At 37.1% G+C, this 15,206-nt stretch carries 10 protein-coding genes; all 10 read left to right on the top strand.

What is annotated here, in order from left to right; all coding sequences use genetic code 11:
- Nucleotides 1-180: 180 nt before the first annotated feature.
- The 10 genes from J2Z80_RS09795 (at nt 181) to flgG (ending at nt 15,190) form a co-directional block, all read left to right on the top strand.
- Nucleotides 181-324, top strand: a complete 144-nt coding sequence (locus J2Z80_RS09795) for a YvrJ family protein (protein ID WP_209454233.1) — start codon at nt 181-183, stop codon at nt 322-324.
- A 436-nt stretch (nt 325-760) separates the two neighbouring features.
- Nucleotides 761-6,022 carry an IPT/TIG domain-containing protein gene (locus J2Z80_RS09790; protein WP_209454232.1) on the top strand — a complete coding sequence of 1,754 codons (5,262 nt, stop codon included), beginning with the start codon at nt 761-763 and terminating at the stop codon, nt 6,020-6,022.
- 13 nt (nt 6,023-6,035) lie between these two features.
- Nucleotides 6,036-8,543: an S-layer homology domain-containing protein gene (locus J2Z80_RS09785; protein ID WP_209454231.1), complete on the top strand. Its 2,508-nt coding sequence runs from the start codon at nt 6,036-6,038 to the stop codon at nt 8,541-8,543.
- Between the two features lie 15 nt (nt 8,544-8,558).
- Nucleotides 8,559-10,022: an S-layer homology domain-containing protein gene (locus J2Z80_RS09780; RefSeq protein WP_209454230.1), complete on the top strand. Its 1,464-nt coding sequence runs from the start codon at nt 8,559-8,561 to the stop codon at nt 10,020-10,022.
- 57 nt (nt 10,023-10,079) lie between these two features.
- Complete coding sequence (gene spoIID / locus J2Z80_RS09775; protein ID WP_209454229.1) at nt 10,080-11,147, top strand: stage II sporulation protein D; 1,068 nt, start codon at nt 10,080-10,082, stop codon at nt 11,145-11,147.
- A gap of 100 nt (nt 11,148-11,247) precedes the next feature.
- On the top strand, nt 11,248-12,072 hold the full coding sequence (locus tag J2Z80_RS09770; protein WP_209454228.1) for a M23 family metallopeptidase: 825 nt from the start codon (nt 11,248-11,250) through the stop codon (nt 12,070-12,072).
- A gap of 126 nt (nt 12,073-12,198) precedes the next feature.
- Nucleotides 12,199-12,450, top strand: a complete 252-nt coding sequence (spoIIID, locus tag J2Z80_RS09765; RefSeq protein ID WP_209454227.1) for a sporulation transcriptional regulator SpoIIID — start codon at nt 12,199-12,201, stop codon at nt 12,448-12,450.
- A gap of 129 nt (nt 12,451-12,579) precedes the next feature.
- Nucleotides 12,580-13,608: a rod shape-determining protein gene (locus J2Z80_RS09760; protein ID WP_209454226.1), complete on the top strand. Its 1,029-nt coding sequence runs from the start codon at nt 12,580-12,582 to the stop codon at nt 13,606-13,608.
- 14 nt (nt 13,609-13,622) lie between these two features.
- On the top strand, nt 13,623-14,369 hold the full coding sequence (flgF, locus tag J2Z80_RS09755) for a flagellar basal-body rod protein FlgF (protein ID WP_209454225.1): 747 nt from the start codon (nt 13,623-13,625) through the stop codon (nt 14,367-14,369).
- Between the two features lie 20 nt (nt 14,370-14,389).
- On the top strand, nt 14,390-15,190 hold the full coding sequence (gene flgG, locus J2Z80_RS09750; protein WP_209454224.1) for a flagellar basal-body rod protein FlgG: 801 nt from the start codon (nt 14,390-14,392) through the stop codon (nt 15,188-15,190).
- Nucleotides 15,191-15,206 lie beyond the last annotated feature (16 nt).

The following is a 15,206-nucleotide window of genomic DNA, read 5'->3' as shown; positions in this document are numbered from 1 at the left end:
CATTAAATCTTAATGAACCGCCGTATACCGAACGGTACGTACGGTGGTGTGAGAGGACGCTGAATAAAATAATTATTCAGCTCCTACTCGATTATTCCTGCAATACCATAGACTTGATAGATTTGGATCTATGCAAATCTATGTAAGTGTGGTGTTGTAAATATGTAAAGGAGGATCGATATGAGTGAGATATTTACAGGCATCGCAAATCTGGGGTTTCCGATAGTAGTAAGCATTTACCTTTTAGTTAGAATCGAAGGCAAATTAGACAGCCTTACAAATTCCATAAATGAGCTGACAAAAGCTATAACAAAGATAGAATAAGTGCAAAAGCGCTTATTCTATCAACTGATTACTTCATTTATATTATTGAATCACTATATTTCACAAATTTTGCAGTATACTATTGTATTTTGTCGAAAAATAATTTTTTATCCATCGGAATTAAAATGCTGAAAACAAGGCATTTAGAAGAAAAATATTACAAATACTTGATAAAATTTTGGTAATTTAGGTCTTAAGTCCTATTTATTTAGACTTTTTAATGTAATATAATAAAATTTGTAAGAATGATTCCCCTTTTCCCCATAATTAATTTATATTCTGCACCCCCAACCCAATATGGTGTGCTGCATTTTTTGCAGCGTTTTTTTTATAGTTTTAACTATAAAATTTTTAAGCAAAGTGCCGATATAAATATTGGATTATATAGTTTTTCGTTTATATAAAGCAAGTATGTGATGAAATGAGGGCGTGTGTGATGAAGAAATTTGTAGCGTCATTGTTGATATTTGTCATATTGGTTTCATTTTTCCCAGGAAATATGTCGAAAGCTTATGCGTCAAATCCTCCTAATATAACTTCTGTCAAGTCATTGCGTTATGATGGCACAATGGCATCGCCTGCAAAAGGGCCTTATGACTCTGCAACAGATATAGAGATTGACGGCAGTGCTTTTATGACATTTGACAGTTCAGGAAATATGACATCACAAGTAGATGCGGCCTACATTGATTCTATATCAGATAGCACGAAACTTACGATACTAAGCGTTAATGAAAGCAAAATATATGCAAAAGTTCCTAAAATGGATACTGCAGGGCTTATGCTAAACAAGCCATATATGATTATAGTACATAGAAGCGATGGGCAAAGTGCTGCAATTCCAAATGGATTTACATACCTTGACAATCCTAAAATAACAAGTGCAGCTTTAGATAATTATAAGACTGTGACAAGGGACAGCAGTGGAAATGTGACAGGGATATCACAGCCTCAATCATTTATAAGAATGGAAGGCAGCAATTTAAGCGATATAGCTGTAGGCAACATAAATGGAGAAACATCAAATGTGGTGTCCCAGAGCGGATCTGTCTTAATTTCAGACATACCTTCCAGTATAAGGATTGATCCCGCCACGACTTACAATATATACGTGACAAATATATACGGTGGTCAATCGAATATGTATAACCCCCCTAAACTATCTGCAGTTAATCAGGACATAACAAGCTTATCAAAGTATACAGCTATAGTAGGCGATACGACGATAACGATATATGGTCATGGGTTTTCGACACTTGGAAGCAATATGAGAGTTTACGTGGGAGAAAACCTTGTAAATAGCAGTGACGTAACAGTGGTAAGCGATACAGAGATGACGGTAAAAGTACCTGCACCAAAAGATACTACACTTCCATATCAAAATATAGATATAGTTGCAGATGATGGTTCAACTGTCACACTGGTGAATGCGCTAAAAATCATACCGACACCCTCTATTATAACTATCGACAGCATAACACCTAATGCAGGCACAGTATCTGGCGGTACAAAAGTCATCATAGTCGGTCAAAATTTGAGGCAGGATCTTATTGTGAAATTTGGTGGAGTTCAAGGGCAAAATGTTCAAATGGTTACTTTACCGGGACTTACAGACAATATGGATGCAATACAAGTTACGACACCTCCTTATTCAAAATCAGGGCCTGTGAATGTAGATATAGTTGATCCAATTACAGGTTATACTGTAACAAAAGAAAACGGCTATTTCTATTTGGCTGTTGAAGACAGCCTAGTTGCTATAGATATGAATCCTTACAGCGGTTATGAAAATGGCAGTACAGATGTGACAATTTGGGGATACAATTTTCAAAAGAAGGATGATCCTTCTACTTATACTGCTAATCCCGATAGCACTGAAATAATTTATGTCAACAGCAATTATACATACACTGATCCTGTAACTGGGCAAAATGCCACAGGAACGAGAGAAAGAAAACTGTATGTAACTTTTGGTGGGAATAAAGCAAGGATTGAAAGCATTTCTGTGCCGTCGGAAGGTCAAGAAATTTTGAAGGTATCTTCTCCTAGTATCACTTTAAATCCACCAGGGCAGCCTATGCCTGTTGATGTTGTTGTAACTGTTGAAACGACAATTATGGATTCCGACGGAAATGTCGTCATGCAGTACTCTGAGCAAAGTTCACCACCAAAAAAATATACTTACAATCCACTTCCATCAAATCCGGAAATCTTAAGCATATCTCCTAACAGTGGAAGCAGGGCAGGGGGAGATACTGTCACAATACAGGGGTTTGATATAAGACCTGGTGTCAGCATTTATTTTGGCGGCGCTTTAGCCACAGTAAAAGATCTGACTATTGATTCCAGCAACAGGTCGATAGTGACAGTAATAACTCCAAAAAGCAGCGTGCTGGGTTATGTTGATGTGAAAGTTGTCAACAAGGATGCGGATCAAAACCGTGGATTTACAACTATGACAAATGGGTACTACTACTATACAGCACCTACAATCACAAGTGTATTTACGAATTTTGGTTCAAAATATGGTGGGAATCTAATAACAATTACAGGAACGGATTTTTACGTAGGTCAGACGGTACAGAATGGAGTATATGTGCCTTCATACCCGACAGTTACAATAGGGAATATAAATCTTGAAGTTATAAGTGTACAGGATAATAGCGGAAATATTATAGACGGCAAAAAGTTAAATATTGGAACACAGATAAAAGCAATAGTACCTGTGACTGCTAATCCTTATCCTGTAGGCTGGCAAGATATAACAATAACAAACTACGATGGTCAGAATGGCACAGAAGGCGGTACTGTTACACTTAAAAATGGATTTGAAATAAAAGACACACAGAAGACACCTTCAATAACGTCAGTAAATCCAAATAAAGGTCCAACAAAAGGTGGCACACAGATAACTATAACAGGTAGTAACTTTGAAAGTGGAAGTATTGTAACGATTGATGGAGTACAGGCCAAAGTGACAAGTGTTACATCAGGCAATACTGTAATTAATGCAGTAACACCTGCCGGGACTTTAGGTAAAAAGATTGTGCAAGTGATAAATCCATCTGACGGTGGTACGGCTTCCTTAACTGACGGTTTTGAGTACTTACTCGTCGAGACGAAACCTAAAATTACTAGTATTTCGCCTAATTATGGCGGCAAAGGAACACTTGTTTACATATTTGGCAGTGATTTTTCAAGAAAGATTGGAGACAGCGACGGTGCTAAAGTTTATATAGGCAATACAGTCATGGATGATGTGTACGTAATTGATGAGAATACTATAACAGCAGTTGTACCCGATTTACAGTATGCTGGACTTTACGATATAACCGTAGTAAACCCTGATACAGCCGCAGCAAAGTCTCCGCAGAAATTTCACTACCTCGTTCCTGAATCAAATCCTGTTATAACGGCGATAACACCTGATAAAGGAACTGTAAATGGCGGTACAGCTATAACTATAACAGGAAGTGACTTTAGAAGAGGAGCGGAAGTGTATATTGGCGGAAAACTTGCTACAAATATAACAGTAAGCTCCGATGGTAGTACCATACAGGCAATGACACCGCCAGGAAATCCAGGCAAGACATATGTTACTGTCATAAATTATGACGGTGGTAACTACACGTATGGCCTTCACGATGGGGAGGATGGCTTTACATATGTTGTGCCAAACAGCATACCTGTAATAACAAAAATAGACCCAAATACAGGTTCTACTTACGGCGGTGACACTGTTACAATAATAGGACAGGATTTCAGGATTGCAAAGGACCAAAATGGAAATATCTTAAAAGACAGCGATGGAAATCCTATAGGACCTGATGTGTACTTTGGGAATGTAAAAGCAACAAAAGTAATATATGTTGATTATGGTACATTAAAGGTCGTTACACCTCCAAATCTTCCAGGTCCTGTAAGAGTTTCTGTGGTAAATTACGATACAGGCATAGGATACATTGATAATGGGTTTACATATGTTCAGTCTAAACCTGTTATAAATAGCATTGTGCCACCAAAGGTAAATGTGAATGGTACTACACATGTCATCATATTAGGTTCAAATTTTGCTGTGCCTATATACGAAGGTGGTACGCTGGTAAGGCCTGGTTCTAAAGTCTACATAGATGATGTGGAAGTGACAAATGTCACTGTTGTAAGCAGTAGTGAAATAAAGTTTGTAGCACCTTTAAGCAGTGATATAGGCAAAAAGACTTTAAAGATAGTAAATCCTGATGGTGGTACTGCAATGTCGGATATTGAGTATGTATCACCTGTGTCAAACCCTGTCATTACAAGTGTTGATCCATCGAAGGGAAGCATAGACGGAGGAACTACTGTTACAATCATTGGAAGTGATTTCAGAAGCAATGTAGAAGTTTATATTGAAGGGAATAAAGCTACAATTGTATCAAATACAGACACAGAAATAGTAGTTAAAACACCGTCAGGAGATCCGAGTTTACTAAATGTGCCCATAGACGTTACAGTTTACAACGTAGATGACGGAGCAAGTGCTGTATTGCAAGGTGGATTTACGTATGTGAAGACTGGGGCAAACCCTGTTATAACTTCCATAACTCCTAATACTGGTTCTACCAGAGGAGGAGATACTGTAACAATTGTGGGAGATAATTTTAAAAGTGGCCTCGTAGTTTATTTTGGGGATGCAATAGCGCCGTCTGTAACTGTTAATAATTATAAGACAATAACAGTTATTACCCCACAGCATGCTGCAGGGAAAGTAGATGTCAGAATTTTAAATCCTGATTATGCTGATACGGTACTGTCAGGTGGATTTACATATATTCAGACAGTCCCGGACAATCCATCTGGGTTTTATGCTGATAGAATTTCAGGAAATGATCATACAATATATCTACATTGGAGTGCTGTAAATGGTGCGAAGCTCTATGAAATATACGGTAAAAGAAGCATTGACAGCAATTACGCATTTATAGCATCGACAGATAAGCTAGAATATTACGTTGACGGGCTTAGTCCCAATACACTTTATAATTTTGAGTTAAGGCCTATAAACGACAAGGGCAATAGCGGTTTTGCCTATGCATCAGCATATACAGATTCTTCCAGCAATTCAAAGTATGATACTGGTGTTCCGGATGTTTTAGGCAACACGGTCATAAACCCATCAGGTGATACTGTGTATGTGACATTAGGGAATGATGCAATTAATTCAAGCGGTACATATACAATAGATTTGACAGGATATGAATACAGAAATGCGGATGTATGGGTAATAAATGTTCCAAAAGGATATAGTGGGAAAAACAGCAAGATAAGTTTGAGAACTCCGAATTTCAGCATGGATTTTACATCACAGGCTCTTAATTTGACTTCTGATGTTGATAGAATTACTGTTAAATTACTTGGTGGCAAGTCAATAGATGATTTAAACAAAAAACTTGGAAAGTCAGGCAATATCGTTTCAGATGTATACCAGATAAGCTATGATGAAATAAATGGCAGCAGTGTAACACATATGGCCAACTTTAGGCAAGCGGTAAATGTGGAGATGAATTATTACAGCAATAGAGCTAAAAATAGTTCGCTGTCCTTAAGGAATTTTGATGGTAGCTCAACGTACTACCAGTATGTAGACTCTATTTTGCATTATGTTTCAGCGTATGTTTTATATACAGGAAGGTATGCTGTAGTTGATTCTAATTTATAATGGGGTATGTGCTATGAAGAAGATAATTAAAATAATCACCATGCTTTCAATAATAATTATCTTGGGTTTCACTTATGCTTTAGGTTCAACAGTGTATTCTGGTGTAAGCAATGCATCAGCCATATTTTTAAATATGTCGTATACTGATATAGGAAGTAGCTTTGCACGAAACGATATAATGAGAATGACAGCATTGTCTGTAATACGAGGTAATGGAAATGGACTTTATTATCCAAAAAACAAGTTAAAAAGAGAAGAAGCTCTTGCTATGATACTAAGGCTTATGGGAAAAGAGAAAGATGTACAAGTGGCTCAAAGCAGTACATCTGGTGGTGTGACAGGGGCGGCTGCCGGAACTAATTCAAATGGCGGGATAGATAGCTGGGCACAAGGTGTGATAACCGCTGCCAAAAACACAGGACTTCTATCAAAGCAGGAGACGTCTTTAGATTTTACGCAGTATGCCACAAGGCAGGAAGTTGCCAATTGGATTGCAAAGGGTATAAATTTATCGCCCGTCTATGGAAAAGACGCACAGTACGTTTATTCATATAAAGACAGTGGTCTTTTTGATGCTGACAAATTGCCGTACATAGAAGCTACATTAGAATCATCAATAATGTCTGGATACAACAATGGCTATTTCGGCCCCAATGACAGTATTACAAGGGAGCAGATGGCAGCCGTATTAAGTAGAGCTTTCAATGTTTCATATTCAATGATGGGATACACGAAAGATATGGGCTATGTTGAAAGCATACAAAAAGACAGTGTAAACGGAGGAACAAGATATACTTATGTATTGAAAAATGACAGTGGACAAGATGTTGCATTAGTTGCCGAAAACTCACAGAGTGCAAATTACGATTTTGCTGTTTTAAAAAATGGAAAGGCTGGATTATCTTCACTCATTTCAAACGGAGATAGGTTAACGTATTACACAAATGGAAGCAATGTTATCTTTGCGGAAACTGCTAATGGCAGCATAAAGACCATAAGCGGTACAATTGATTCTATATGGCAAGGAAGCTTTAGACTAGTTGATGACAGTGGAAATAGTTATGTTATATATTACAACAATAATACACAGGTTACGATGAATTCAGTTGATGCTTCCATCAGTGACTTGAAATATGGTGAGACAGCAAAAGTCACTGTTTATGGTAGCACAGCAACGAGAATAGATGTAGTTTACACTGATTTAAGTGGAAATGGTCAGGTTAATACAGGAGACAAACAGGACAGTGGAAAGATAATTTCAATAGATGTAAATAGCGGTTTTGAGTATGTAACACTGGACAATGGAAATACATATACATTAGATCCTAATATGCCTGTTATAGGGATGGGTAGATCCATAAGTGCCAGCGATTTAAAAGTAGGAGAATATATAAAGCTTTATTTCAGCAGTATAAATGCTAAAACACCTGATGAAATATTCTTGGAGGATAACTATAATAAGCCTGTTGCTGTAATACGGGGTAGTATTGCTGGTGTGTCTGGTTTTAATCCTAAGGTACAGCTTAATGATGTTGAAATGTACAGGCAAGGACAGTGGAATGCTACATCAAGTTATGCTATGTATAGTTTAGATGGTGCTTCTGTCTATTTAGATGGTAGCAAAATACCTGTAAGTGATATTAGCAAATATAAAGGTTATGATGCTTACATAATGTTAGAAAATCATTATGGTATTGAAACTGCAACACTTGTATCAATACAAAGCGGGTTTAACATGAGTTATGTAGGAAGTATAGACTACGATGGAAATACCATGTTAGTAACGTTTGATAACGAAAATGACAATCGCCAGGTAAACGTAAATGATGGTACAATCATATTAAATGATGGGTTTTTGGTGCCAAAAAGCCAGTTGTCGAAAGCCAGCCAGGCGTATGTTTCATTTTCAAGAGGTGGCGCAGCAAACTTTATATCAATATTGGATGCAAATGCCCCATCTGGATACTACTATGCAAAAGGGAAAATTATTAATGTTACAGCAGATTCAATAACAGTAGGCAATTATTATTACTATAGTGGAAATGAATATGGAGATGAATCATTAAACAATAATGAGTGGGTAGCAAACGGCGATGAAACTTTCTACGTTGGGGATAAAACTTATATTGTTGATAATACTGGGAATAGTCCTGTAAATGTACCATATGATGAGTTCTTAAAACAAAAGTACAGAGCTGCTAATTATAGTTCGGTATATATTGTAGCTAGTGACAGCAATGCCATAGCAGTAAATATAAGGCCTCTTAGCAGTACTGACAGGATAAGCAAGGCTGTATTAAGTAGTAGCAGTGGCAATGTCTTGACTTTAGATAATGTTATGGATTGGAATGGACTTAATAATAGATGGGAGCTTAATACATCTTTAGATTCTATAGATGTGACTAAAGCAGTCATAGTGAAGAATAATAAGGTCATATCAGCAAGTGATTTAAAGAGTGGAGATAATCTTTATATAATAAGAGATGGTGCTTTGGGAATTGTGATAACAGTCCAGCAGTAAAAGGAGAGATGTATGATGAAAAAGATGATTTTAATTCTTTCACTTTTTATATCTATTTTGATTCCTGCTTATGCTTTTGCCAATGATGCAGGTTATGAAGGTGGGATTGCAAATGAATATGAGTATAAAGAGGTAGTATTTCTAACAGGCAGCCCTGTCGTCTTTGATGGTAAACTTACTGTATCAACGTCTACAAGATCGGGTAAGACTACTTCCACATACAGGTATCAATTGACATCAAGCGATGGTGGTAAGCTAACACGTACTCTCACATTTTCTACTGTTGAGACGCCAAAGGACCAGTACAACCAAGTTCAGTCAAAAACAACTTTAAGCAGGTATTCAGAGACTATTACAGAAGGTGGAAATATATACAAGCTGTCATCGTATGAATTCAACGGTTCTGACATTAAATCTTTAAATCCTGGTGTAAATTACTTTGCTGGTAATTTTGCTGGAAGGAAAGTTTACACTTTAAACAATAGCAAAGGTACCATTATTGTAGAGATTACAGATAAAACAGTTGGATTTGATCATGCCTATGGCAATGTCAAAACACAGCAGATTACCTATGTAATAACGGGCAATACGGTAGCTGACAATACAAATATATCATGGAGCGGAACTGCTGATGTGGATGTATCATTTACAGTAAATTCTGACTTAGAATATGTTGCAAATGATCCTAATTACATAAGCTTTAGAGGCGGATACCTTTTAAGCCAAACAGGGCAGGATGTGATGAAGTACTCTTACGATTTACCTGAATTTGATAGCAGTGGAAATGTAATAGGCAGAAATACAGGCTCAAGCAGTGACAGCTTATACGAAGTACCACAGGAGAAAAGGCTGGTTGTACCAAATGTTAACGACATAAACGGTACATGGGGATATGGTGATATATTGAAACTTATGAGCATGGAGATTTTCCCTAATACATCAAAGTACTTTGGCCCGAAACTTCCCATTACAAGGTCTGATTTTACGGTGGCAGTAGCAAAGGCGATAAATTTAGCACCATACACAGCTCCAAAGACAATAGGATATACAAAAAATAAGACAAATGAAGTATCACCGTTTATAGATGTCTCTACCACAGACAGTGATTACGGGTATATAAAAGCTGCAAACCAGGCAGGATTGATATCAGGAACAGCCCCAAACCAATTTAGCCCTGATAAAGCCCTTACGAGGGCTGAAGCAGCAGTGATTTTTATAAGGGCACTAGGCCTTTCAAATCTAGCACCTTCTGGATATTTTAATACTGGATTTAGAGATGATAGCAGAATACCTTCATGGGCTAAAAGAGATATATACGTTGCTAATGAAATAGGTCTATTAGAAGGTGATGGCAACGGAAACATTAATGCCAATGATACATTGACAAGAGAAGAAGCCGCTGCTATGATATCGCGAATGATTGATTTCATGATGAAAGACCTTTCAATAGATTATGTACAAAAAGTAATCAATTATTGATTCATAATATTAAACCCCGTTGCATATACTTTATTAGCATATTTTAAGGAGGATAAAATGAAGTATATTGCGTACGGGGTAATTTTAATTATTTTTGCTACATTGGTACTGCCTATAATAATCGTAGTCGGTTTTATCCCAGTAAGAAGCAGTACTATACAACATAGCAGTGTTAAGCTTATAAAAGATGGTGTGATGAAAGATGTCAAAACGGCAGTAGCGAAAACTTCTAATGACTACAATACGATAAATGTTTTTGTCGTGGATCAGAACAAAGAAGTCAAGATGAACTTGGAAGATTATCTTGTTGGTGTTGTGGCTGCAGAGATGCCTGCAGATTTTGAGATGGAAGCGCTGAAGGCACAAGCTGTGGCAGCAAGGACTTATGCACTTTCAAAGGAGATATCTGTAGGAGGAAAAGGTTGTGACCTTCACCCTGGCAGCGATGTTTGTACAGATTCCAAGCATTGTCAGGCATGGATATCGGATGATGTAATGAGATCACGATGGGGTGATAAGTACAATTTGTACCACGATAAAATAGTAAAGGCTATAAATGACACAAAAGGTCTTGTAATAGTATATGATGACGCACTGATTGAACCTGCATATCACGCCATAAGCGGTGGTGAAACGGAAGATGCTAAAAATGTCTGGCAAGAAAACCTTCCGTATTTGAAAAGTGTTTCATCTCCTGGTGAGGAAGTAGCTCAGAAATTTAAGACGACTGTGACAGTATCATCTGATGAATTTGTAAAACGCATAAAAAGCAGAGCACCAAAAGCTAATATAAGTACAAAAAATCTTTTAGGGTACATAAAAAATATCAAGAGGACTGAGGCGGGACATGTCTTGTCCTTAAATATCGGTGGTATGGACTTTACTGGCACAGATATACAAGATCTATTTCAGTTAAATTCAACGAATTTTAGTTTTAGCATGAGAGGAAACAATGTGGTAATAAATGTGATAGGATATGGACATGGAGTAGGAATGAGTCAGTATGGTGCTAATGCAATGGCGAAAGGCGGTAAAAATTTTGAAGATATATTAAAACATTATTATACTGGTGTCGAAATAATGAGAATTGATGAACTTTTAAAAATTAAAAGTGCAAAAGCTTAAGCTTATTAAAGAATTTACTAGGTTTTTTGTTTATAGCATAAAACCTCCTTTGGTATAAATTAAATTATATTGGTTAAAATACCAGAAGGAGGTGAATTTTATGAAAATAAATAGGGACGATTTGGCAAGATTTTTCGACAGAAAAGGTTTCTACTTAATTCTATTCTTGTGCATTGTTGTCGTTGCAGCTACAGCAGTATACGTAACTAACAATAATTTAAAGAAAATGGCTGAGCTAAACACAGCTCAGGAAAAATTAAGTACAACAAACGCTAATTCAAGCTCAAAAAATTTGATAACAGAATATCCTACGACTAATAATAGCAGCAGTGCTGTAAAAGAAGAAAGCAAGACGAAGGTGGAAAATACAAAATCCCAAAGTGTGGCATCTTCAAATAAAAGTGATGCTTCCAGTGTAACTTATAAAGCTGCATCAACTAAGACCCAGGAAAACAATACTGTAAATACCATGTCAAACAGCACAGCAGTAAGTACAGAAGCAAAAAGTGAGAATGATACGAAATTATCATTGATGAAACCGGTAAATGGCGATGTCATTATGGAATTTGCAGTAACTAAACTTACATATTCAAAAACTCTTGATGAGTGGACGACACACAAGGGAGTAGATTTAAAAGCTGATCTTGGTACAGAAGTTGTTGCTGCTATGGGGGGTGTTGTAACTAAAGTATACAGTGACAGCAGGTTAGGAAATACTGTAGAAATCAAAAATGGCGCATATATAACCCGTTACAGCAATCTGGATGATAACATCAATGTGAAAGTTGGACAAACTGTAGAAAAGGGAAGTACCATAGGAAAGGTTGGAAAAACTGCAAAGTTTGAAATCGCAGAAGATCCACACGTACATTTTGAACTGCTGAAAGATGGCACTTATATTGACCCTATGCAATATTTTAAATAATTAACTTTTAAAATAACAGGGAAAAACCCTGTTATTTTTTTGCTTTCATGCTTGTCATTTAATTCTATTGATACAATCCCCGCATATAAATATATTGAAAGGTCTATACTTAAGGGGGTTTTTGTATTGAAGGATTATATCGAAGAGAGAACATTAGAGATAGGAAAATATATAGTAAAAAACAAATCAACTGTAAGAGAAGCTGCCAAAGTTTTTGGAGTCAGCAAAAGTACTGTCCATAAAGATGTTACAGAGAGGCTTGAGAATATAAACCCAAAGCTTTATAAAGAGGTTAAAGAAGTGCTTGAGAAAAACAAGGCAGAAAGGCATATAAGGGGTGGAAATGCCACAAAGAAAAAATACAAGTTAGGAAAATAAAATTTAATATAAAAAAAGAGGAATTATAAAAGGTATGTCGAATTAATTTATTAAATATTTAATTTTATATGTCGATAAAAAATATGGATGCCACAATAATGTCGAAAAACATAAGAAGGGTGTGTTTAAATGTTTGCTCTATCAAGGGATATAGGAATTGACCTCGGCACGGCATCTGTACTTGTCTATATGAAAGATGAGGGAATTGTTTTAAACGAACCATCTGTTGTTGCAATTGACAGAAACACAGACAAGATACTTGCAGTAGGCGATGAAGCAAAGAGGATGGTAGGCAGGACGCCGGGGGATATTGTAGCAGTTAGACCTATGAGTGCTGGTGTTATTTCAGATTACGATATGACTGAGAAAATGCTTAAATATTTTATTCAAAAGGCCTGCGGCGGGGGAATCATAATGAGGCCCAGAATAATGATATGCATACCCAGTGAGGTTACGCAAGTTCAAAAAAGGGCTGTTATAGATGCTGCTGTACATGCAGGTGCCAGAAGAGCTTTTTTAATTGAAGAACCTATAGCCGCAGCTATAGGTGCAGGTCTTGACATAGAAAAACCATGTGGCAATATGGTAGTTGATATTGGGGGAGGCACCACTGATGTTGCTGTTATTTCTCTTGGTAACGCAGTGGTGTCTAAAAGCATAAAAGTAGCCGGGAATAATTTTGACGATGCGATAATAAGGTACATAAGGAGAAAGTACAACATCATAATTGGAGACAGGACTGCTGAAGAAATAAAGATAAATATAGGTTATGCTTATGAAAAAGAAAAGGAAGAATTTATGACCGTTAAAGGAAGAAGTTTGATATCTGGTCTGCCTAAGAGTTTCGATATAAGCTCAAAAGAAGTTACCGAAGCACTTCAAGAACCATTATCTGATATAATAAATCTAGTTCATAATGTATTAGAAAAGACTCCTCCAGAATTAGCAGCAGATATATGCGATCGTGGCATTGTACTTACTGGCGGTGGTTCTTTGCTACATGGGTTGGACAAGCTGTTGGAAGAAAAGATGGATGTACCAGTAATACTGGCTAATGATCCTATATCCTGTGTAGCTTTAGGCACAGGAAAAGCACTGGATTCTTTGCCTTTGATGGAAGATCACGAGACGGTAGTTGATGCATTTAAAATCAAGTAAGAGGGTGTTATAAAATGCTAAGAGGACTTTATACAGCCTCATCTGGAATGATAGCGCAACAGAAAATTGTAGATGTACTATCAAATAACATTGCAAATGTAAATACATCTGGGTATAAAAAAGATACTGTAACTACAATGGCGTTTCCCGATTTTATGGTTACAAGAAGCGGTGGCGACAATGTACCGTATAATGGCAATATAGGCAATATGGATTATGGTGTTTTGGTTGAGACCTTTAATACGAATTTCTCAGAAGGGAATATTGAAAAGACTGATGGGAAACTGGACTTTGCCATAGAGGGTTCAGGATTTTTTACTATCAATACTCCAAACGGCATAAGATACACAAGGGATGGTTCTTTTACATTGAATAGCAATGGATACCTTGTGACGAAAGACGGCTATTATGTAATGGGGCAAAATGGACCTATACAGATTAATAATGGAGATATATCTGTTGACGACTTTGGAAATATCAGTTTAAATGGTCAAACTGTTGACAAACTGAATATTGTTGACTTCAATAATTACGGCACATTAAGAAAAGAAGGTAATAATCTGTTTTTTACAACTGGAGGACAGGCTATACCTGCTAGCGGGTTAGTTAAGCAGGGGTATTTAGAAGGTTCCAACGCAAGTCCTGTAGACGAGATGGTATCCATGATAAGCGCCATGAGGACTTATGAGGCGAATCAAAAGACAGTATCAGCCTTTGATGAAACACTTGATAAAGCTGTAAATGAGGTTGGCAGAACATAAAATGAGAAAGGTGGTTAAATATGATAAGGGCATTGTGGTCTGCAGCGTCAGGCATGAACGCGCAGCAGCTTAATGTGGATGTAATCTCAAACAACCTTGCCAATGTAAATACGACATCTTTTAAAAGGGACAGAGCAGAATTCCAGGATTTGATGTATCAGACTCTTCAAACAGAAGATGTAAATGCAGGACAGGGAAGGCCTGTAAACATGCAAGTTGGGGTAGGTGTAAGGCCTTCAGCAATAGTTAAGGATTTTACTGAGGGGAGTTTGCAAGAAACTGATAACCCACTAGATATAGCGTTAGACGGCGAAGGTTTTTTTGCCGTATTGGGACCTGATGGGAATACATATTACACAAGAGATGGAAGTTTTAAATTAAGCGTAGATCAAAACACTGCTACGCTTACTACTGCTGACGGATATCCCGTTTTAGACGATGGAGGAAACCCAATAACATTTGACAGTACCCAAAAAGACATATCTATATCGCCACTTGGTGTCATATCTGTCAAAGATTCTGATGGAACACAGCAGGAGGTAGCGACTTTGGGAATCTACAATTTCCAAAATCCAGATGGCCTATTAGATAAAGGTAGCAATCTCTATGAAGCTACAGCTGCATCTGGCGATCCTGGAACAAGAGACGATTTTCAGGGCAAAATGGGAAATGTCCGCCAAGGCTTTTTAGAGACTTCAAATGTTCAAGTTGTAAATGAAATGGTAAACATGATATCAGCTCAAAGGGCTTACGAACTAAATTCAAAAGCCATTCAGGCGGCAGATGACATGCTTAGCATTGCCAATAATTTAAGGAGATAAATTTTTAATTGGAGGA

The organism is Thermoanaerobacterium butyriciformans (assembly GCF_017874545.1).
Lineage (GTDB): Bacteria > Bacillota > Thermoanaerobacteria > Thermoanaerobacterales > Thermoanaerobacteraceae > Thermoanaerobacterium > Thermoanaerobacterium butyriciformans.
This window is presented reverse-complemented; position numbering and strand designations above follow the sequence as displayed.

Bases quoted from the DNA above. Each gene is read 5' to 3' on its own strand.
- J2Z80_RS09795 (WP_209454233.1), top strand. From the start codon at position 181: ATGAGTGAGATATTTACAGGCATCGCAAATCTGGGGTTTCCGATAGTA.
- J2Z80_RS09790 (WP_209454232.1), top strand. From the start codon at position 761: ATGAAGAAATTTGTAGCGTCATTGTTGATATTTGTCATATTGGTTTCA.
- J2Z80_RS09785 (WP_209454231.1), top strand. From the start codon at position 6,036: ATGAAGAAGATAATTAAAATAATCACCATGCTTTCAATAATAATTATC.
- J2Z80_RS09780 (WP_209454230.1), top strand. From the start codon at position 8,559: ATGAAAAAGATGATTTTAATTCTTTCACTTTTTATATCTATTTTGATT.
- spoIID (WP_209454229.1), top strand. From the start codon at position 10,080: ATGAAGTATATTGCGTACGGGGTAATTTTAATTATTTTTGCTACATTG.
- J2Z80_RS09770 (WP_209454228.1), top strand. From the start codon at position 11,248: ATGAAAATAAATAGGGACGATTTGGCAAGATTTTTCGACAGAAAAGGT.
- J2Z80_RS09760 (WP_209454226.1), top strand. From the start codon at position 12,580: ATGTTTGCTCTATCAAGGGATATAGGAATTGACCTCGGCACGGCATCT.
- flgF (WP_209454225.1), top strand. From the start codon at position 13,623: ATGCTAAGAGGACTTTATACAGCCTCATCTGGAATGATAGCGCAACAG.
- flgG (WP_209454224.1), top strand. From the start codon at position 14,390: ATGATAAGGGCATTGTGGTCTGCAGCGTCAGGCATGAACGCGCAGCAG.